This is a genomic window from Amycolatopsis thermalba (genome assembly GCF_003385215.1).
In the GTDB taxonomy this organism is placed as follows: Bacteria; Actinomycetota; Actinomycetes; order Mycobacteriales; family Pseudonocardiaceae; genus Amycolatopsis_E; species Amycolatopsis_E thermalba.
In genome coordinates this window covers 1-19,616 of record NZ_PQHW01000124.1, presented here as the reverse complement: position 1 = coordinate 19,616, position 19,616 = coordinate 1, and the positions used below count along the sequence as shown (strand labels likewise).

The 19,616-nt window shown below is 72.9% G+C and carries 20 protein-coding genes; 8 read left to right on the top strand and 12 right to left on the bottom strand.

The window, feature by feature from the left end:
* Window positions 1–326: 326 nt before the first annotated feature.
* From D0D15_RS31630 to dinB, 6 genes are all read right to left on the bottom strand, one after another.
* A complete protein-coding gene (locus D0D15_RS31630; protein WP_094008443.1) occupies window positions 327–527 on the bottom strand; it encodes a DUF3072 domain-containing protein in 201 nt (66 codons plus the stop codon).
* 56 nt (window positions 528–583) lie between these two features.
* Complete coding sequence (locus D0D15_RS31625; RefSeq protein ID WP_094008444.1) at window positions 584–2,305, bottom strand: aminotransferase class V-fold PLP-dependent enzyme; 1,722 nt, start codon at window positions 2,303–2,305, stop codon at window positions 584–586.
* Complete coding sequence (locus D0D15_RS31620; protein WP_094008445.1) at window positions 2,305–3,069, bottom strand: amino acid ABC transporter ATP-binding protein; 765 nt, start codon at window positions 3,067–3,069, stop codon at window positions 2,305–2,307. Before D0D15_RS31620 ends, D0D15_RS31625 begins: the two co-directional genes overlap by 1 nt.
* A 1-nt stretch (window position 3,070) precedes the next feature.
* Window positions 3,071–3,982, bottom strand: a complete 912-nt coding sequence (locus D0D15_RS31615) for an amino acid ABC transporter permease (protein ID WP_094008446.1) — start codon at window positions 3,980–3,982, stop codon at window positions 3,071–3,073.
* Window positions 3,969–4,916, bottom strand: coding sequence for an ABC transporter substrate-binding protein (locus D0D15_RS31610; protein WP_167481592.1), 948 nt, complete (start codon window positions 4,914–4,916; stop codon window positions 3,969–3,971). Before D0D15_RS31610 ends, D0D15_RS31615 begins: the two co-directional genes overlap by 14 nt.
* A gap of 487 nt (window positions 4,917–5,403) precedes the next feature.
* The gene (dinB, locus tag D0D15_RS31605; RefSeq protein WP_094008447.1) at window positions 5,404–6,600 is read right to left on the bottom strand and encodes a DNA polymerase IV; all 1,197 of its coding nucleotides are present in this window, start codon (window positions 6,598–6,600) and stop codon (window positions 5,404–5,406) included.
* 52 nt (window positions 6,601–6,652) lie between these two features.
* Between dinB and D0D15_RS31600 the strand changes: the two genes are divergently transcribed.
* From D0D15_RS31600 to D0D15_RS31580, 5 genes are read left to right on the top strand one after another with little or no spacing between them, the layout of a single operon-like run.
* Entirely contained in the window at window positions 6,653–7,225 is a 573-nt protein-coding gene (locus D0D15_RS31600) for a DinB family protein (protein WP_094008448.1), read from the top strand.
* Between the two features lie 29 nt (window positions 7,226–7,254).
* A complete protein-coding gene (locus D0D15_RS31595; protein ID WP_094008449.1) occupies window positions 7,255–7,653 on the top strand; it encodes a MerR family transcriptional regulator in 399 nt (132 codons plus the stop codon).
* Entirely contained in the window at window positions 7,650–8,000 is a 351-nt protein-coding gene (gene trxA, locus D0D15_RS31590) for a thioredoxin (protein WP_094008450.1), read from the top strand. The genes D0D15_RS31595 and trxA overlap by 4 nt, the downstream gene beginning before the upstream one ends.
* A gap of 43 nt (window positions 8,001–8,043) precedes the next feature.
* Entirely contained in the window at window positions 8,044–8,478 is a 435-nt protein-coding gene (locus D0D15_RS31585; RefSeq protein ID WP_094008451.1) for a DUF2243 domain-containing protein, read from the top strand.
* Window positions 8,471–9,250, top strand: coding sequence for a cytochrome c oxidase assembly protein (locus D0D15_RS31580; protein ID WP_198958369.1), 780 nt, complete (start codon window positions 8,471–8,473; stop codon window positions 9,248–9,250). Before D0D15_RS31585 ends, D0D15_RS31580 begins: the two co-directional genes overlap by 8 nt.
* On the opposite strand, the gene D0D15_RS31575 is transcribed toward D0D15_RS31580, so the two are convergent.
* Together D0D15_RS31575 and D0D15_RS31570 are read right to left on the bottom strand one after the other, a co-directional pair.
* A complete protein-coding gene (locus D0D15_RS31575) occupies window positions 9,145–9,579 on the bottom strand; it encodes a limonene-1,2-epoxide hydrolase family protein (protein WP_094008452.1) in 435 nt (144 codons plus the stop codon). The two genes, D0D15_RS31580 and D0D15_RS31575, sit on opposite strands and share 106 nt — an antisense overlap.
* A gap of 17 nt (window positions 9,580–9,596) precedes the next feature.
* On the bottom strand, window positions 9,597–10,532 hold the full coding sequence (locus D0D15_RS31570; protein WP_094008453.1) for a TauD/TfdA dioxygenase family protein: 936 nt from the start codon (window positions 10,530–10,532) through the stop codon (window positions 9,597–9,599).
* Window positions 10,533–10,675: 143 nt separating this feature from the next.
* Between D0D15_RS31570 and D0D15_RS31565 the strand changes: the two genes are divergently transcribed.
* Both D0D15_RS31565 and D0D15_RS31560 read left to right on the top strand, forming a co-directional pair.
* Window positions 10,676–12,334: an NAD(P)/FAD-dependent oxidoreductase gene (locus tag D0D15_RS31565; RefSeq protein ID WP_094008454.1), complete on the top strand. Its 1,659-nt coding sequence runs from the start codon at window positions 10,676–10,678 to the stop codon at window positions 12,332–12,334.
* Window positions 12,331–13,755 (top strand): ATP-binding protein, encoded by a 1,425-nt coding sequence (locus tag D0D15_RS31560; RefSeq protein WP_094008455.1) that lies wholly within the window; start codon window positions 12,331–12,333, stop codon window positions 13,753–13,755. The genes D0D15_RS31565 and D0D15_RS31560 overlap by 4 nt, the downstream gene beginning before the upstream one ends.
* A gap of 800 nt (window positions 13,756–14,555) precedes the next feature.
* Here D0D15_RS31560 and D0D15_RS31555 read toward each other — a convergent pair.
* From D0D15_RS31555 to D0D15_RS31540, 4 genes are all read right to left on the bottom strand, one after another.
* Window positions 14,556–14,993 carry an ATP-binding protein gene (locus D0D15_RS31555; protein ID WP_094008456.1) on the bottom strand — a complete coding sequence of 146 codons (438 nt, stop codon included), beginning with the start codon at window positions 14,991–14,993 and terminating at the stop codon, window positions 14,556–14,558.
* A gap of 80 nt (window positions 14,994–15,073) precedes the next feature.
* Window positions 15,074–17,224 (bottom strand): ATP-binding SpoIIE family protein phosphatase, encoded by a 2,151-nt coding sequence (locus D0D15_RS31550; RefSeq protein ID WP_115944972.1) that lies wholly within the window; start codon window positions 17,222–17,224, stop codon window positions 15,074–15,076.
* A gap of 82 nt (window positions 17,225–17,306) precedes the next feature.
* Window positions 17,307–18,344 carry an LCP family protein gene (locus D0D15_RS31545; RefSeq protein ID WP_094008458.1) on the bottom strand — a complete coding sequence of 346 codons (1,038 nt, stop codon included), beginning with the start codon at window positions 18,342–18,344 and terminating at the stop codon, window positions 17,307–17,309.
* The gene (locus D0D15_RS31540; RefSeq protein WP_094008459.1) at window positions 18,341–18,862 is read right to left on the bottom strand and encodes a SigE family RNA polymerase sigma factor; all 522 of its coding nucleotides are present in this window, start codon (window positions 18,860–18,862) and stop codon (window positions 18,341–18,343) included. The genes D0D15_RS31545 and D0D15_RS31540 overlap by 4 nt, the downstream gene beginning before the upstream one ends.
* A gap of 99 nt (window positions 18,863–18,961) precedes the next feature.
* Between D0D15_RS31540 and D0D15_RS31535 the strand changes: the two genes are divergently transcribed.
* The coding region (locus tag D0D15_RS31535; RefSeq protein WP_162830697.1) for a phosphodiesterase at window positions 18,962–19,616 on the top strand (655 nt) is incomplete at its 3' end.

Here is a 19,616-nt window from a genome sequence, read left to right as displayed (position 1 = left end):
CGGCGGAACGGCCCCCGCCCGCCCGGTGAACCTTGCCGCGCCCACGGCACCCACGTGCCCGAACGCCCCACACCCCCTACCCGCGAGTCCCACGCTCCGGCGCGCGAGTCCCACGCTCCCGCCCGCGAGTCCCGCGTTCTGGCGCGCGAGTCCCGCGCTCCCGCCCGCGAGTCCCACGTTCCCGCCCGCGAGTTCCACGTTCCGGTGCGCGAGTCCCACGCTCAGGCGCGCGAGTCCCACGCTCCCGCCCGCGAGTCCCACGCTCCGGTGCGCGAGTCCCACGCTCGGGCCCGCGAGTGCCGCGTTCCCGTCCGCGAGTGCCGCGCTCAGATGTCCGTGCCGCGGCCGGTCTTCTCCTGCAACCGGTCGATGAGCTGCGACGCCTCGGCCTTGGTGAGGTTCTCCGGCAGCTCCTCACCGGCCTCGCGGGCCAGTGTCTGCAGGTACGAGCGCTGCGGGCCGGTCATCTCCTCCTCGCCCGTGGTCCAGTCCCGCGGGTCCTTCTCCGGGTTCTGCGGTCCGGTCACCCCACACCTCCGTTCGCCGATGTGTTCGAAACCGGCTTACCCCGCGCGGCCCCGGATTATGCCCGGATCTCGTTGAGGTAGTTGTAGATCGTGTACCGGGTGACCTCCAGCTCACCGGCGAGGAAGTCCACCGCGTCCTTGATGAGGAAGAACCCGGCCTCGTCCAGCTCGCGCACCACCGCGGCCTTGTGCTTCTTCTTCATCAGGCCCACCGGGATCCCCGTCTGCGCGACCGCCCGGTCCACCAGGAACCGCTGCAGGCTGTCCACGTCGGGCGGGAAGCTCTCCGCCCGCACCTCGCTCGCCGGCCCCTGCGTCACCTCGCTGTTCACGCACAGGCAGCCGATCGCCACCCCGTCGGCGTCCCGCAGGAAGATGGTCGACGAGCGGATCGGCCTGCCGTCCGGGCCGTGGGTCTCGTAGTTCGTCAGGTCGTGCGTCGTGCCGCGGCGCACCAGCCCGAGCAGCAGGTCCGTCATCGGCCCGCCGGGCTCGCGGCCGGTGATGCCGCCCGCGATGGCGACGATCGAATCCGGCAGCTTGGACAGGTCGTGCAGCACGACCTCGTTGCCGGGCCCGAGCATCGCGGCCAGCCCGCTCACCGCCGGGACCAGCGCGGACAGCACCGAGTCGGTGGCGGACGCGGCCGGCACCTGGCTGGCCGGCATCGGGCGGGACAGGTGCTCCAGCGCGGTGCGGACGGCCTCCACCGCCGACGCCGGCGTGGACGCGTGCGGGGACAGCCGCACGTGGTCGGTGCGCACGGTGGCGGCGATACCCTCGGCGGCCAGCACCGCCCCGACCCGCTCCGCCGGGTGCCCGGGCAGGCTGAACGCGAGGATCCCGGCACGCCGGCCGGTCGCGGACACGATCTCCGCGCCCACCGCACGCAGCATCTCCTCCAGTTCGCCGACCCGCTCGGCGATGCGCGACTCGATGGCCGCGACCCCGGCTTCCTCGACCAGTTCCAGCGCGGCCGCGAACGCACCCGAGGTGACCGGGCTGAGGTTGCTGACCGACCACGACGCCGCGAACTCCGCCGGCGGGTGGATCTCGTCGTCGAACAGGCCCGCGTCGTGCGCGCCGGTCCAGCCCGACAACAGCGGCCGCATGCGCTCCAGCGCCCGGTCCGACAGCACCGCGAACCCGGTGCCCCAGCCCGCGCGCAGCCACTTCTGGCCGCCGACGACCAGCACGTCGGCCGCCTCCCACGGCGCGTCGACGACGCCGAAACCCTGGATGCCGTCGACCACGAGCAGCCGGTCGCCGACGGTGTCCCGGAGGGCGGCGAGGTCGGCGCGGTAGCCGGTGCGGAAGTCCACGGCGCTGACCGACACCAGCGTGGTGTCCCCGGTCAGCTCCCGCGCCACCACCTCCGGCGTGACGTACCCCCGCGGCGGCCGCATCCGGCGCAGCGTGATCCGACCGGCTTCCGCGGCGCGCGCCCACGGGTAGGTGTTGGCCGGGAACTCGGCGGCCGACACCAGCACCTCGCCGGGCGGGGCGTGGAACGCGGCCTGGAACAGGCCCTGGCTGGTGTTGGGCAGCAGGACGACGTGGTCGGTGTCGGTGCCGCACAGCCGCGCCACCGCCGCCTTCGCGCGGACCTCCTGCCGCATCAGGTCGTCCACTGTGGACGGCCCGGCCTTGGCGGAGGAGTTCAGCAGCCGCGCGGTGGTGTCCACGACGGCGTGCGACGGCGGGCCGTAGCGGGCGAAGTCCAGGTAGCCGGCGGGCTCGTCGAACTGGAGCAGGTAGCTGGGCGAGATCCTGGCCATCAGAGGATGCGCGCCAGGAACTGCCGGGTGCGCTCGTGCTCCGGCGCGCCGAGGACCTGCGCGGGCGGCCCGGTCTCCACGACCGCGCCGTCGGCCATGAAGACGACCTCGTCGGCCACCTCCCGCGCGAACCCCATCTCGTGTGTCACGACCACCATTGTCATCCCTTCGGACGCGAGCGAGGTCATCACCTCCAGGACCTCGCCGACCAGCTCCGGGTCCAGCGCCGAGGTCGGCTCGTCGAACAGCATCAGCTTCGGTTTCATCGCCAGCGCCCGCGCGATCGCGACGCGCTGCTGCTGGCCGCCGGAGAGCTGGTCGGGGTAGGCGTCGGCGCGGTGCGCGAGGCCGACCCGGTCCAGCAGCTCCAGCGCGGTGCGGCGGGCCTCGGCCGGGGACAGGCCCCGCACCCGGACCGGTCCCTCGGTGACGTTCTGCAGCACCGTGCGGTGGGCGAACAGGTTGAACCGCTGGAACACCATGCCGATGTCCCGCCGCTGACGGGCGACCTCGCGCTCGCGCAGCTCGTGCAGCTTCCCCTTGTGCAGCCGGAAGCCGATCGGCTCGCCGTCCACCCACACCTGGCCGCCGTCGATCGTCTCCAGGTGGTTGACGCACCGCAGGAACGTGCTCTTGCCCGCGCCGGACGGGCCGAGCAGGCACACCACCTGTCCCTTGTGGACGGACAGGTCGATGCCGCGCAGCACCTCGGTGCCGGCGAAGTGCTTGCGCACGTTGACCGCACGCAGCAACGGCTCGGTCATGTCAGGCCCTCCGCAGGGTCGTCAGTGCGCGGCCGACGCGCGACCACGGCCGGGCGGTGTGCGCCTCGGCCGCGAACGCGCGCTCCAGGTAGTGCTGGCCCACGCTGGCGACCGTGACCACGACCATGTACCAGACCGCGGCGGCCAGCAGGGTCTCCATGACCAGCAGGTTGTTCGACGAGATGTTGTTGGCCGCGTGGATCAGCTCGGTCACGCCGATCACCGACGCCATCGACGTGCCCTTGAGCATGTTGATGAAGTCGTTGCCGGTCGGCGGGATGATGACCCGCATCGCCTGCGGCAGCACGATCCGGCGCAGCGTCGTGGCCGGGGTCATGCCGATCGACTTCGCCGCCTCGGTCTGCCCGCGGTCCACGCTGTTCAGGCCCGCCCGCACGATCTCGGCCATGTAGGCGCTCTCGTTGAGGGCGAGGCCGAGCAGCGCGGCGACGAACGCGCTGACGATGACGTTGGTCGGTTCGTGGACCAGGTAGCCGCCGGTGAACGGCAGCGGGATCGAGACGAACTCGAACACCAGCGCCAGGTTGAACCAGATCAGGATCTGCAGCAGCACCGGCAGGCCGCGGAACAGCCAGATGTAGACGGCGGCGACGACGCGGGCCACCGGGTTGGCCGAGCGGCGCATCAGCGCGATCACGACGCCGATCACGATCGCCGCGGCCTGCGCGATCACCGCCAGCAGGACGGTGTTGAGCAGGCCGACGGCCATCACGTGGTACCACAGGAACTCCGGCACCGTGTCGTACTGGATCTTCGCCTGCGCCAGCACCACGCCGAGCCCGGCCAGCAGGGCGAGGATGACCACCGCCGACACCCAGCGGCCCCAGTGCCGCAGGCGCACGATGGGCAGTTCGGCCTGCGGCAGCCGGGTGGTCAGGTCAGCTTCCGGCATTGACCGTCACCTTCGTGATCGCGCCCTGCCGCACGCCCCAGGCGTCGAGGATCTTGCCGTAGGTGCCGTCGTCGACGAGCGCGGTGAGGGCTTGCGCGACGGCGTCGCGCAGCTGCGGGTTGGTCTTGTTGACGCCGATGCCGTACGGGCCGCCGTTGATCGGCTCGCCGGGCACGACCTCGAAGAACTCGCCGCCGCCCGCGTTCCGGCTGACGTAGGCGGCGGTCGGCAGGTCGTTGAGGATGGCGGCGACGCGGCCGGTGCGCAGCTGGTTCTGGTTCTGCGAGTCGCTGTCGGTGGCCGTCGTGGTGACCTCCGGCTTCCCGGCCTGGACGCACCTGGCGCTTTGCTCGGCGGCGAAGGTCTGGTGGCTGGTGCCCTGCACGACCGCGACGGTCTTGCCGCACAGCGAGTCCGGGCCGGTGATGCCGTCCGGGTTGCCCTTGCGGACCATGATCGTGATACCGGAGGTGAAGTAGTCCACGAAGTCGATCTGCTGCTGGCGGGCCTTCGTGTCGTTCATGCCGGCCATCGTCAGGTCGAGGCGGCCGGACTGCAGGCTGGTGATCAGCGAGCCGAACGGCATATCAGTGTGCTGGGCGGTGAGGCCCAGTTTGGCGGCGACGGCCTTGGCGATGTCGACCTCGAACCCGACTGGCGTCTTGCCGTCGGCGGAGTAGAAGTTGTTCGGCGCGGACTGCATGTTCGAGCCGATGTTGAGCTTGCCGGCCTGCGCGACGGGAGCCGGGAGGGCCGCCGCGAGCTGCGGGTCTTTCGTGACGCCCTGCAGGATGGCCGCGGTGTCCGGAACGTCCGAGCCGGTGGCGGTGCCGCCACCTCCGGCGCCGTCGGACCCGCCGCCGCAGGCCGCCGTGACCATCAGGCAGCCGACGACCAGCGCGCCCCAGCGCGTCACCCGTGACCTCGCAGACATGGCATCTCCTCACCCGATCGAACGATGAGCAGGGACGCTACAACTGCGTGTTGAAGACGTCAACTGTGAGTTGAAATCGACGCGCAGGACCAGGACGAGCCGCTGGTTGCCGACGCTTGCACGCTGGTCGACAAATCCCCACTGGTCCAGCGGCCGCCCCACTGCGCCGGATCGGAAAGAGCGGGCAACCCACCCTCAGCCCCACCCGGCCACCGAGCGCAGGTAGCGCCCTGACCGCCACCATCGCCCGGTGGCGGTGCCGTTCCTTCCGGCCCGGAGGACTCGTGAGATGTCTCGGTCGCACCGGGTCCACGAGCCTCACGCTGGCCGGCGCCTCCGGCGCAGAGCAGGGCCCCCGGCGGTCGCATTCGCGCTCCCGCGAACCCCGGCTGGGCACGTGCCGCCGGAAACTCACCGTCACCCCTCGAACCGCCATTCGCCCGCTTGCCCTGCACCCGGCAACGCCGGCGCGGCGACCGCCCGCGGCTCAATCGGGTAGCAGGGGCACCGCCGGGCCGTCGTCGCGGCCGAGGAGCATCGCTCGCGTCACCGCTTTCGCCCCGTAGCGGTCGCGGACCCGGTCCAGGGCGGCGTCCAGGGCGTCCGGTGGGTGTTCGTCGAAGGGCAGCTCCAGTTGCACCGGCGTGTCGTTGTCCAAGTTGGACAGTGCGAGGCCGATCAGCGTGATCCCCCGCTCCCGGATCATCGGCATCGCCGCGGCCAGCAGGCTCCGCGCCGTGGCGAGGATGTCCTCGGTGTGCGCCGTCGGACGCGGCACCGTCTGCGACCGCGTCGCGCGGCTGTAGTCGGCGAAGCGCATCCGCAGCACCACCGTCCGGCACACGCGGTGCGCGGCCCGCAACCGCCGCGCCAGCCGGTCGGTCAGTGCGGCGAGGATCTCGTCCAGCTCGTCCGGCGAACGCGCCCGCCGCCCCAGCGCCCGCTGCGCCCCGATCGACCGCCGCCGTCTCCCGGCCACGACCGGGCGCGGGTCCCGGTTGTGCGCCAGCGCGAACAGGTGCCGCCCACCGGCCCGGCCGAGCAGCGCCACCAGCTCCGCCTCGCCCCGCTCGGCGACCTGCCCCACCGTCCGGATGCCCCGCGCGTGCAGCTTCCCGGCCGTCACCCGCCCCACACCCCACAACCGCTCCACCGGCAGCGGGTGCAGGAACTCCAGCTCACGATCGTGCGGCACGACGAGCAGCCCGTCCGGTTTCGCCACCCCGCTGGCGACCTTCGCGAGGAACTTCGTGCGCGCCACCCCGACCGTGATGGGCAGCCCGACCTGCTCGGCCACCGCGCGCCGCAGGCCGGCCGCGATCTCACTGGGCGGGCCGGCGATCCTGGCCAGCCCGCCGACGTCGAGGAACGCCTCGTCGATCGAGAGCCCCTCCACCAGCGGCGTGATCTGCTCGAACACGGCGAACACCGCCTTGCTCGCCGCGCTGTAGGCCGCCATCCGCGGCGGCACCACCACCGCCGACGGGCACAGCCGCAGCGCCTGGGCGCACCCCATCGCCGTGCGCACCCCGCGCGCCTTGGCCTCGTAGCTCGCCGCCAGCACCACCCCGCCACCGACGATCACCGGCCGCCCGCGCAACGACGGATCGTCACGCTGCTCGACCGACGCGTAGAACGCGTCCAGGTCGGCGTGCAGGATCGGGCCCTCGTTCGTCACGAACACATGTTCGCACCCACCCCCGACATTTTCCGGTCCGCGGTGGGACGCTGTCCGCATGACCGAGAACGATCCGAAGGACGATCTGCACCGGTACCTCCAGGCGGCGCGCGAAGTGATGCTCTGGAAGCTCGAGGGCCTGTCCGAATACGACATGCGCCGCCCGATGACCCCGACCGGCACCAACCTGCTCGGCCTGGTCAAGCACCTCATCGGCTGCGAGCTCGGGTACTTCGGGGCCACCTTCGGACGCCCGTTCGGCCGCGAGCTGCCCTGGCTGTCCGACGCCGAACCCAACGCCGACATGTGGGCGCGCGCGGACGAGTCCAGCGCGGAGATCGTCGCCCTCTACCGCCAGGCCTGGGCGCACGCCGACGCCACCATCGGCGCGCTGGCGCTGGACGCGGTCGGCCACATCCCGGGACGGGAGCCGGTCACCCTGCACCGGGTCCTGGTGCACATGATCGCCGAGACCCAGCGCCACGCCGGCCACGCCGACATCGTCCGGGAGCTGGTCGACGGCGCCGCCGGCATGCGCCGGGACACCGGCAACCTGCCCGACGCCGGCCCCCGCTGGTGGGCGGACTACCGGGAGCGGCTGGAGCGGGTCGCGCGCGAATCCTTGCCTTGACGTCAGCGGCAACCTTTACGCTCGATCTCATGCGAATCGGGGAGCTGGCGCAGCGGGCCGGGACCACCACCCGCGCCCTGCGGTTCTACGAGTCCCAGGGGCTGCTGGCCGCGCGCCGGGCGGCCAACGGCTACCGCGAGTACGGCGAGGAGGACTTCCGGCTCGTCAAGGAGATCCAGACGCTGCAGGCGGTCGGGTTCAGCCTCGACGACACCCGGCCGTTCGTGGACTGCCTCCGGGCCGGCCACGAGACCGGGGACTCGTGCGCCGACTCGATCGAGGTCTACGAGCGCAAGCTCGCCGAGGTCGAGGCCTGCCTGGACCGGTTGCAGGCCGTGCGCGACGACCTGCGCGCCAAGCTCACCGAAGCGCTGGACCGAGAACCCGGCCCGTGCCGGGTCACCACTTCGTTCGAGGAGTCCCGATGACCGCCACCACCGACCTCTCCGGCGCCGTGCTCGCCGTGACCGACGAGACCTTCGAGGCGGAGGTGCTGCGCCACGACGGTCCCGTGCTGGTCGACTTCTGGGCGCAGTGGTGCCCGCCGTGCCACATGATCGCGCCGGTGCTCGCCGAGATCGCCGCCGAGCGCGCGGGCACCCTGGCCATCCGCAAGATCGACTGCGACGAGAATCAGCGCTTCGCGCGTGACCTCCGGATCATGTCGATGCCGACGCTGGTCCTGTTCCGCGACGGCGCGCCGGTGGCGCAGTGGGTGGGCGCGCGGCCCAAGGCCCGGTTGCTCGCCGAACTCGACGCGGCACTGAACGCATAACCCGGGCGCCACCGGGTAGGCCGCTGCCCGGAGGTGCACGGGGATGGTGGCACGGGCGCGATCGGCCTGGGCGGGTGCCGCGATCGGGATCGGGATCGCGGCGTTCGCCGACGAGACGGTCTTCCACCAGCTGCTGCACTGGCACCACTTCTACGACAAGTCCACTTCGGACGCCGGGCTGGTGTCCGACGGGCTGTTCCACGCGTTCGGCTGGTTCGCCACCGTTCTCGGCCTGGTGCTGGTGGCCGACCTGCGGCGGCGCGCGGCGCTGTCCGGCCGGGCGCTGCTGGGCGGGATCCTCACCGGCGCGGGCGCGTTCCAGCTCTACGACGGCACGATCCAGCACAAGCTGCTGACCCTGCACCAGATCCGCTACCACGTGAACCTGGTGCCCTACGACTGGGCGTGGAACGCGATCGCGGTGCTGCTGCTGGTCACGGGCGTGGTGCTGCTGGTGCGGGAGCGGGCACGTGCCTGACCACGTCGGCACTCTGCCTGAACCCGGTGGGACCTGGCCGGTCTCGCTCCTGGTCCTGGTGGCCCTGGCCGGCTACCTGAGCGCGGCGCGGCGCTGGCCCCGGTGGCGCACGGTGTCGTTCACCGCCGGGGCGCTGGCGGTGGTCGTGGCGCTGTCGACCCCGGCGCGGACGTTCACCGCCCACATGGCCCAGCACCTCGTGGTCGGCATGGCCGGTCCGCTGCTGCTGGTGCTCGGCCGCCCGGTCACGCTGGCGCTGCGGGTATGCCGCGGCCGCCGCGCGCTGGTGCGGGTGCTGCGGTCGTGGCCGGTGGCGGTGCTGGTGTTCCCGCCGGTCGCCGCGGTGCTCGACGTGGGCGGGCTGTGGCTGCTGTACCGGACGCCGCTGATCGCCCAGGCGCACCAGCCGTGGGCGCTGGCGCACGTGTTCGCCGCCGGGCTGCTGTTCACGACCGCGATCTGCCAGGTGGAGCCGGTGCGGCACCGCCACGGCCTGGCGCTGCGCGGCGCGACGCTGGTGCTGGCCGGCGCGGCGCACGGCGTCCTGGCGAAGACGCTGTACGCGGCCGGGGACGAGTTCCGGGCCGGGGCGCAGCTGATGTACTACGGCGGCGACGCGGTCGGGATCGCGCTCGCGCTGGTGATCTGCCTGCGGTGGTACCGGCGTCAGTCCCGCAGGCGCGCGCGGGCGAGCAGCGTCGACGCGCCGGTGACGACGGCCCGCCCGGCGCCGCGCACGCTCGAGGCGAGCACGGTGGCCCAGTCGAAGTAGTCCCGCCACAGCACGATCCGGCCGTCGCGCACCTCGAACGTGCCGCACACCCAGAACCGCGTGTCCCAGCTCCCGGCGCGCAGGACGTCGGTCCGCTCGGTCAGCACGATCGGGCCGTCGGCGGCGATGTGGTGCACCCGCGCCTCGAACCCGATGCGGTAGCGGCTGAGCATCCGCAGCTGCTTCTCCACGGCCGCGATGCCGCGCGCCGGCGGCAGCGGGACGTTCTGGTACACCACGTCCGGGTCGGCGAGGGACAGCGCGCCTTCGACGTCGTCGCGTTCCAGGGCCGTCAGGAACGAGGTCACCGTGCTCTTCGGGTCCGCCATGGCCCCAGGCTAACCGGTCAGAACGGGCGATCACCGGCGATCGCGACGCGTTCGGCGACCCGGGCGTGCGGGTGGTAGTCGTTGACCGCGTAGTGCTGGGTGGCGCGGTTGTCCCAGAACGCCACCGAGTTCGGCCGCCAGGAGAACCGCACCTGGTACTCCGGCACGTGCGCCTGTGCGAACAACAGCCGCAGCAGGCGGTCGCTCTCGTCGCGGTCCAGGCCGGTGATGTGCGTGGTGAAGGCCTGGTTGACGAACAGCGTCTTCCGCCCGGTCTCCGGGTGCGTGCGCACCACCGGGTGCTCGACCGGCGGGAAGCGGTCCTGCCAGCGGGCCAGCAGGTCGTGGTCGGCGAAGCGGGCGAAACCGGGCACGAAGTCGTGCACCGCGCGCAGCCCGTCGATCCGCTCGCGCACGTCGGCGGGCAGGTTGTCGTAGGCCGCGGCCATGTCGGCCCACAGCGTGTCACCGCCGAGCGGGGGCACCTCGACCAGGCGCAGCACCGACCCGAGCGCGGGCTCGGGGCGCCAGGTGACGTCGGTGTGCCAGATGTTTTCGAAGCCGGGCATGCCGGCGCCGCGGGCGAACCGGGTGACCTCGTCGGAGTCCCCGGACGGCAGGAACGGGTTGGTTTCCAGCGGGCCCCAGTTGCGCGCGAACGCCCGCTGCTGCGCCGCGGTGATGTCCTGGTCGCGGAAGAACAGCACCTTCCACTCCAGCAGCGCCCGGTTCAGCTCCTCCCGCAGCTCCGCGGTGAGCGGCCGGCGGAGGTCCACCCCGGTGATCTCGGCGCCGATCAGGGGGCCCAGCGGGCACAAGGTGAACATCTCGTAGGCGTGCGACCGGTCATTCTCGTGCAGGCGCGAGAGGAGCCGCGGACCCTCGAGGATGCCGTCGGCCGGAACCTCGGCCGGGCGCAGGCGGTGGACGCGTTCGGGCAGCTCGACGGGCATTTCGCGGACCTCCCGGGACGATCGCGGACGGGCTTCGATGATCACCGCGAGTGACCGGAGGCGGCAAGATACGTCCAGTATGTGGTCATCTCGTGCGGGCAGGATCTGACCGTGGGACCGTGTCAGGCCGTAGGGTTTGCGTCGTGAGCCTGCCCATCCTCATGACCGTCGACGACGACCCGGCCGTGTCCCGGTCGGTCGCCCGTGACCTTCGCCGTCGTTACGGCCAGGACTACCGCGTCGTGCGCGCCGCCTCCGGGGCGGACGCGCTCGAAGCGCTGCGCGAGATCAAGCTGCGCGGGGACGCCGTCGCCGCCATCCTCGCCGACTACCGCATGCCGCAGATGGACGGCATCACCTTCCTGGAGCAGGCGATGGACCTGTTCCCGTACGCGCGGCGCGCGCTGCTGACCGCCTACGCCGACACCGACGCGGCGATCCAGGCGATCAACGTCGTCGACGTCGACCACTACCTCCTCAAACCGTGGGACCCGCCGGAGGAGAAGCTGTACCCGGTGGTCGACGCGCTCGTCGACGCGTGGCGCGCGGCCGGTGACCGTCCGGTCGAGGAGACCAAGGTGATCGGGCACCGCTGGTCCGCGCCGTCCTACAAGGTGCGGGACTTCCTCGCCCGCAACTCGGTGCCCTACCGGTGGTACTCGGTCGACGAGCCGGAGGCCTGCCGCCTGCTCGAAGCCGCCGAGTGCGCGGCGGTGGACATCCCGGTGCTGATCACCCCGGACGGCACCGTGCTGCGCAAACCGGACGGCGAGCAGATCGCCGACGCCGTCGGGCTGTCCACCCGGCCGGCCGCGGAGTTCTACGACCTGATCGTGATCGGCGGCGGTCCCGCGGGGCTCGGCGCGGCCGTCTACGGCGCTTCCGAAGGGCTGCGCACGGTCCTGGTGGAGCGCCGGGCGACCGGCGGGCAGGCCGGGCAGAGTTCCCGGATCGAGAACTACCTCGGCTTCCCGGACGGCGTGTCCGGGGCGCAGCTGACCGACCGGGCCCGCCGCCAGGCCCAGAAGTTCGGCGCGGAGGTGCTGACCGCGCGGGACGTGACCGGTCTGGAGGCACGCGGTTCGGCGCGCGTGGTCCGGTTCGGGGACGGCAGCGAGATCGCCGCGCACGCCGTCGTCCTCGCCACCGGAGTCTCTTACCGGGCGCTGGAAGCCGAGGGCGTCGCCGAGCTGACCGGGCGCGGCGTGTTCTACGGCTCGGCCGCCACCGAGGCGCCGGACTGCGAGGGCGAGCACGTCTACATCGTCGGCGGCGCGAACTCCGCCGGGCAGGCCGCGGTGTTCTTCTCCCGCTACGCCAAGGAAGTCTCGATCCTGGTGCGCGGGCCGTCGCTGCGGGCGTCGATGTCGCACTACCTCATCGAGCAGATCGAGGCGATCGGCAACATCCACGTCCGCACCCGCACCACCGTGCTGCGCGCGCACGGCAGTGACCACCTCGAAGCGCTGACCCTGTGCGACGAGGAGCAGGGCATCACCGAGACCGTGCCCACCGGGCACCTGTTCGTGTTCATCGGCGCCGCGCCACGCACCGAGTGGCTCGGCGACGACGTGCTGCGTGACGAGCACGGTTTCGTCTGCACGGGCGCCGATCTGGTGGTGGAGGGCAGACGCCCGCCGGGGTGGACCCTCGACCGGGACCCGCACCACCTGGAGTCGTCCATTCCGGGTGTGTTCGTGGCCGGGGACGTCCGCTCGCAGTCGGTCAAGCGCGTCGCCTCGGCCGTGGGCGAGGGCGCGATGGCCGTCTCGCTCGTGCACCGCTACCTGGAGGCACGATGACCGAGCCGCAGCTGACCCGCGAGTTCCTGCGCGAGCTGTTCCTGTTCACCGATCTGTCCGACGCCCAGCTCGACTGGATCCTGGACCACGCCAAGCTGGAGCACTATCCGGCGGACACCGCGATCATCAACGAGGGCGATCCGGCGACGTGCTTCTACGTGCTGCTGTCCGGCGCGCTGCGGATGACGCGGCTGGTGGGCGGCAGCGAGGTGGAGACCGTCCGCTCGGACCAGCGTGGCGCCTACTGCGGGGCGACGCAGTTCTTCTACGGGCAACACCAGCAGCGCTACGGCGCCTCGGTGTACGCGGTCACCGATCTGACGTTCCTGACGCTGCCCGCGAAGGAGTTCGCCGACCAGTTCCGCAGCTGGTTCCCGATGGCGACCCACCTGCTGGAGGGTTCGTACCTGGGCTGGCGCAACACCGACGCGCTGATCGGGCAGCGGCGGCGGCTGCTCGCGCTGGGCGAGATGTCGGCGGGGCTGACCCACGAGCTGAACAACCCGGCGGCCGCTGCGGTGCGCGCCACCGCGGCGCTGCGGGAGCGGGTCGCCGGCATGCGGCACAAGCTGGCGATACTGGCGAAGCGGGACATCGAGCCCGATCTGCTGGAGCTGCTGCTGGACGTGCAGGAGCGGCTGGTCAAGCAGGTGGCCGACGCGCCCCCGCTGACCGCGATGCAGCAGGCCGACCGCGAGGACGAGATCGGCGACTGGCTCGAGGAGCGCGACATCGAGCAGGGCTGGGACCTGGCCCCGATCTTCGTCGCGGCCGGCCTGACCGCCGAAAGCCTCGACCACGTGCTGGAGTCCGTCGGCGACGCCCTGCTGGACGGCGCCCTGCGGTGGCTGGCGTACGCGCTGGAGACCGAGATGCTGATGGGGGAGATCGAGGACTCGACCACCCGCATCTCGGCGCTGGTCGGCGCGGCCAAGCAGTACTCGCAGATGGACCGGGCGCCGCACCAGTGGATCGACGTGCACGACGGTCTGGATTCGACGCTGGTGATGCTCGCGGGCAAGATCGGCACCGGGGTGCAGGTCGTCAAGGAGTACGACCGGGACCTGCCGACGGTGCCGGCGTACGCGGGCGAGCTGAACCAGGTGTGGACGAACATCATCGACAACGCGGTGAGCGCCATGGAGGGAACGGGAACGCTGACGCTGCGTACCACCCGCGACGGCGACCGGGTGGTGGTCGAGATCGGCGACACCGGCCCGGGCATCTCGGCGGAGACCAAGCAGCGGATCTTCGAGCCGTTCTTCACGACGAAGCCCGTGGGGGAGGGCACGGGCCTCGGACTGGACATCTCGTGGCGCATCGTGGTGGACCGCCACCGAGGCGACCTGAGGGTCGAGTCCGAACCGGGCAACACGCGGTTCCGGGTGTATCTGCCGATCACGGAGCAAGCCTCGGAGTGACGGCTACGCCGCTTAACCGGCTCGCCGAGCGAAGCGGCATCCCGGCCCCGGGACCATGACCTGAGGCCGACGGCCGCGAGGCCGCCGAGGAGTGCCGGGGCGTGCGCTGGCGCTGCGGGCTGTCGTACCGCTGGGCCGTGTCCTGTGGGCGGGGGCCGTGTCCACACGGTTCCCGCAGCCGACACCGGGCAGCGTTCCCGAACGGTCGTCCCCCGCCGGGGCCGGTGCGGTCTCCTCTGGGGCGGGTCAGTATGGGGGCTCGGTGGCTGCGCCGCGCGGCCGATGGCTGGCGACCGCCGGCTGGTGGCTGGCGTGCTCCCGCGCGGCTTCCCGGTGGTAGCGGCCTGCCACCGCGGGTACCGGAGCGCGTTCATGAACGGTGCCCCGGGACCGGTGCAGTTCCCGCTGGGTCAGCCAGCGCGGGGGATCGGCCAGGCTCGGTGGCTGCCCGCGCAACGCGCGGGCTGGTTGGCTGGCGTGCTCCCGCACGGCTCCCCGGTGGTAGCGGCCTGCCGCCGCGGGTACCGGAGCGCGTTCATGAACGGTGCCCCGGGGCCGATGCGATTTCCGCCGGGTCAGCCAGCGCGGGGGATCGGCCAGGCTCGGTGGCTGCCCGCGCAAAGCGCGGGCTGGTGGCTGGCGTGCTCCCGCACGGCTCCCCGGTGGTAGCGGCGCGCCGCCGCGGGTACCGGCGAGCGTTCACGAACGGTGCCCCGGGACCGGTGCAGTTCCCGCTGGGTCAGCCAGCGCGGGGGATCGGCCAGGCTCGGTGGCTGCCCGCGCAACGCGCGGGCTGGTGGCTAGCGTGCTGCTGCGGCTTCCCGGCGGTAGCGGCGCGCCGCCGCGGGGACGGGCCAGCGCATCCGCACCGTCGTGCCCTGGGGGCCCGGCGCGATCTCCGCCCGCTCGGACAGCGCCCGGATCAGCGGCAGCCCCCGGCCGTGCAGCGGCCCCGGGTCCGCCGCGGGCGGCTGCCACCGCCCCCGGTCGGCCACGGTCACGTCCACCTCGCTCCCGCGCAGCTCCGCCGACAGCTCCAGCGGGCCGTCGGCCTGGGCGGGGTACGCGTGGGTCACCACGTTGATCATCGCCTCGTACGCGGCCAGCGCTATCGCGTCCGTGGTGTCTTCGGGCAGGTCCACGTCGTTCGCCCACTGGGTGAGGGCCTGTCTCAGAGTCGTCGCGTTGCGCGACCGCGCCGGCACCAGTCGGTGCAGGCGATGATCTCCGGCGTGCATCGAAGTCCCCTCGGCGTGTTCTTCGTCCCGCCGGGATTACCCACCGTGCACGGATTACACACGTGTCGGCCGGATCCGGGTCACCCGGTCGTCAGCTCCGCCCACACCACCTTGCCGTCGGGCGTGGTGCGCGTGCCCCACCGCGGCGCGGCCGCGTCGACCACCCGCAGCCCCTGGTGCTCGATCCCGCCGGTCGCGAGGATGTGCGGCAACGCCCCGGCCCGGTCCGCGACATCCACCGTCAGCCGCGAACCGTCGTGGAACAGCCGCAGCGTCAACGGCGCCGACGCGTGCCGCGTGGCGTTCGTCACCAGCTCGGACGCCACTTTCACCGCGCTCTCGGCCACCTCCGCCAGCCCCCACTCGGCCATCCGCCCGGCGACGAACTCCCGCACCGACCCCAGCGAGACGTCACTGGTCAGCGTCATCGACGCGACCCGCCGGTGCGCGCCCCGGTGATCCACGTACAGCAGGGCGACGTCGTCGTCGTGCCGTCCGCCGGTCAGCCGCTCGATCAGCTCGTCGCACGCGGCGCCCAGATCACCCTCGGCGGGCAGCGCCTCCAGCTCCGCCAGCAGCGCGTCGATGCCCGCGCCCAGCTCCCGCGTCCGGCTCTCCACCAGCCCGTCCGTGTACAGCACGAGCCGCATCCCGGGCGGGAACGGCGCCTGCTCCTGCGGGTACTGCTCGCCGACCCCCAGCGGCATGCCCAGCGCCTCCGCGACCTGCCGCATCGCGCCGTCGGCGCCGATCAGCACCGCGGGCAGGTGCCCGGCGTTGGCGTAGGTCAGGGTGTCGTCGATCGGATCGTGCACCGCGTACAGGCAGGTGACGAACGTCGCGCCGGGCGTGGTCCGCGCCAGCTGCGACACGTTGTGCAGCACGTCGGACGGCGGCAGGTCCAGCAGCGCGTAGGACCGGATCGCGGTCCGCATCTGACCCATCACCGCCGCCGCCGGCACCCCGCGCCCCACGACGTCCCCGATCACGAACGCGGTCCGGCCGCCGGGCAGCCGGATCACGTCGAACCAGTCCCCGCCGACCTCGGCCCCGGCCGCCGCGGGCAGGTACCGCGACACGATCCGCAGGCCCGGGATGTCCGGCACCGCGGGCAGCATGCTGTGCGCCAGCTCGGTCGCCATCGACCGGTGCCGCGCGAACATCCGCGCGTTGTCCAGCGCGATCGCGGTGTACCCGGCGATCCCCGCGGCCACCTGCTCGTGCCGCTCGGTGAACCGCCCCGGCTCGGGGTGGCCGAAGAAGAACCCGCCGAGCACCTCGCGCGTCGTCGGTGTGATCACCGGGACCGCCAGGTAGCTGCGCACCGGCAGGTGCCCCTCCGGCATCCCGTGGTGCGGCGCGTTGTGCCCGTACCGCGGGTCCCGGGTGATGTCGTCGCTGCGGACGATCCCGGTGCCGTTGAACGTCGGGGCGAACACGCCGGTGTTGCGTGGCATGGGGAAGCCGTCGAAGGTCTCCTTCGGGATGCCGGACAGCGTGTAGAGCGTGTAGGACTCGCCGAACTGGTCGATCAGGTTGTAGAAGAACGCCCCGAACCCCGCGCCGGTCCCGCGCGTGGCGGCGTCGGTCGCGTCCTGCACGAGCGTGTCGATGTCGAGCTGCGCGGTCAGCCGCTGCCCGATCGCCCGCAGCGTTTCCCCGAGCGCGGCCTCGGCCCCGGCCCGGTCGGCCGCGTCCTCCAGCGCCGCGCCCCGCACCCGCGCGGTGTCCTCCAGCAGCTCGGCGTAGTCCCGCAACGCGTCCGCGCGGTCCGCCGCCGGACCGTGCGTCAGCAGCCCGGCGCGGACGCTCACCGCGATCGAGCGGGCCATCGCCGCAGGCAGCCCGGCCGAGGCCGCGAGCACGATCCAGAACGCCCGCCCCGGCGACAGCGGCCCGCGGAACGCCAGCGCGCCGGGCAGCGGGATCACCGGGAAGCGCTCACCGGCGGGGCGCGCCGCGATCGCCGCGGCCAGCTCGGAGCGGGTCCGCGCGTCCCCGGCCGCCGCGACGAGAACCGGCGGACCGTCTTCGTCCACTGTGTACAGCTCGGCCGCGGCGGTGAACCCGTCCCGCAACCGCCGGACCACCGCCCGCGCGGCGGCGGTGAAATCCGGTGCGTCCCCGGCTTCGGTGCGCAGCACCGCGGCCACCCGGACGGTGTCCGACAGGCCGAAGGACGCGGGACCGCCCGGCCCCGCGTCCTCGTCGTCGGCTCGCCGCCCGGTCATCGGCCGTCCCCTTCCCGTCGGCGGGTGCCAGCCTAACCCCGCGCGGACGACCGTGACATGGTTCGCGCACGATTTCCCGTGCTCAGTTCACGCAGGAATCCGGCGCCGACGTGCCCGAGCCCGGCAGGTTCGCCACGAACGTGCGAACCTCGTCCGGCGCGAGACCGATCGCCGCGCCCGCCTCCGGCGAGCCGAGGTCCGTACCGGCGATCGGCACGGTCCCCATCCGCAGGTTGGCCGGGTTGATGTCCCGCAGCAGCGCGGCGAAGCCGAACAGGTCCCAGCCGGGGTCGATCAGCGTGTAGCGGTGCGCCGTCTCGATCAGCGTGGCCACGAACTCGGCATTGCCCAGGACGCCCGGGGTCATCATCCGCTCCGCGGCCGAGCGCAGGTAGGCCTGGAGCCGGACCACGCGGTCGAGGTCGCCGTTGGGCAGCCCGGCCCGCTGCCGGAGGAAGTCCAGTGCCCTTGAGTAGTCCAGGACCTGCTCGCCGGCGGGGAACGACACGCCGGTTCGCGGGTCGTGGGTGGCCGCGCGCAGGCACACGGGAACGCCCTGCAGCGCGGAGGCGAGCTGACCGAATCCGGGCATGCCGACCAGGGCGTAGTGGTCGATGCGGGTGCCGGTGAGCTGCTGCACGGCCTCGACGAGCGTGCGCGCCCCCGCTTCGGCCGCGGCGGCCCCGTTCCGGCCCTGCCGCTCGGCGGCGTCCTTGCCGCGGGTGTAGGCGCTGCTCAGCTTGCCCCGGCCGAAACCGGGGATGTCGACGAGCGAGTCGCGGGGGATCGAGGCGAGCGCGGCCGTGCCGTCCCGCCGGAACTGGCCGAGCACGACCGAATCGGCGATGCCGTAATCGTCCAGGCCGGCCAGCAGGACGTTCTGGTCGGCGGCCGGCGGTGTGCCGACGACGGGTTCGGCGCGTTGCAGCATCCGCGGCACCAGGATCGCGGCGACCGCCACCGCGACGACCGCCGCGGCGGCCACGACGAGCATCGGCGTCCGGTTGCGACGCGGCTCGGCGTGCGCCAGCCCGGCGAGCACGGCGCGCGGGTCCGGACGGCGGGCGGCCTCGGCGTGCAGCGCCGCGCGGATCAGCTGTTCGGTGGGGTCGGGGGTCATGACAGCGCCTCCGTCACGGGCAGGCCCCGGCGCCGGCCGCCTTCGGCGGCGCGCAGCGTGCTCAGGGCGCGGGAGATGTGGCTGCGGACGGTGCCTGCCGAGCAGCCGAGGGCCTCGGCGATCTCGGCGTCGGTGCAGTCCTCGTAGAAGCGGAGCACGATCGCGGCGCGCTGCTTGCGGGGCAGCGCGGCGATGCGGGCGCGCATGGCGTCCCGTTCGGCGAAGTGCTCGGCGGGGTCGGCGGTGGGCGTGCCGAGGGCGTCGAGCGTGCTGTGCGCGGCGGTGACGTTGCGGGAGGCCTTCAGCCGCCGCCACGACAGGTACTCGTTGGTGATCATCTTGCGCACGTAGCTCTCGGGCGCCCGTAGCCCGGCGATGCGGGACCAGCGGTGCTGGACGCGCAGCAGGGTCTCCTGCACGACGTCCTGCGCGAGGTGGGGATCGCAGGTCAGGGCCGTGGCGTAGCGGAGGAGGCGGTCGAGGCGCTGTGCCACGAAATCGTCGAAGCGGTCCCGCACCGGTGGTCCTTTCGTCGGATGACGGACCTTCAACGCGACGGGACCGCCCGGTTGTTGACTCCGGTCGGAAAAATTCTCGCAGGTCGTTACGGTCGTGCCATGACCGTCCTCGCGCACCTGTCCGACCTGCACCTCGACGGCGGCCCGCGGAACGCCGATCGCGCCGCGCGGGTGGTGCGGCACCTGCGGGACCTGCGGGTGCGGGTGGACGCGGTGCTGGTGACCGGCGACCTCGCCGACCACGGCGACCCGGCCGAGTACGCCGAGGTCGCGGAGCTGCTGGAGAGCCTGCCGTACCCGGTGTTCCACTGCCCCGGCAACCACGACGACCGGGCCGCCTACCGGTCGGTGCTGCTCGGCGAGGCGCCGTCGGACGCGCCGGTCAACCAGGCCGGGGAGGCGGCCGGGGCGGTGTTCGCGCTGTGCGACACGAGCGTCCCGGGCCGCGGATCGGGCCTGATGGGCGAGGAGACGATCGCGTGGCTGGACGAGGTGCTGACGGAGGCGGCGGGGCGGCCGGCGTTCGTGGCGTTCCACCATCCCCCGGCGGTGCTGCACCACCCGCTGCTGGACGAGATCCGGCAGCACGAGGCGGCGCGGCTGGCGGAGGTGGTCGCGCGGCACCCGGACGTGGTGGGGCTGTTCTGCGGGCACGCGCACACGCCCGCGGTGACGACCTTCGCCGGGCGGCCGCTGGTGGTGGCGCCCGGGGTGGTGTCTTCGCTGACGCTGCCGTGGGAGACGGGCGGGGAGG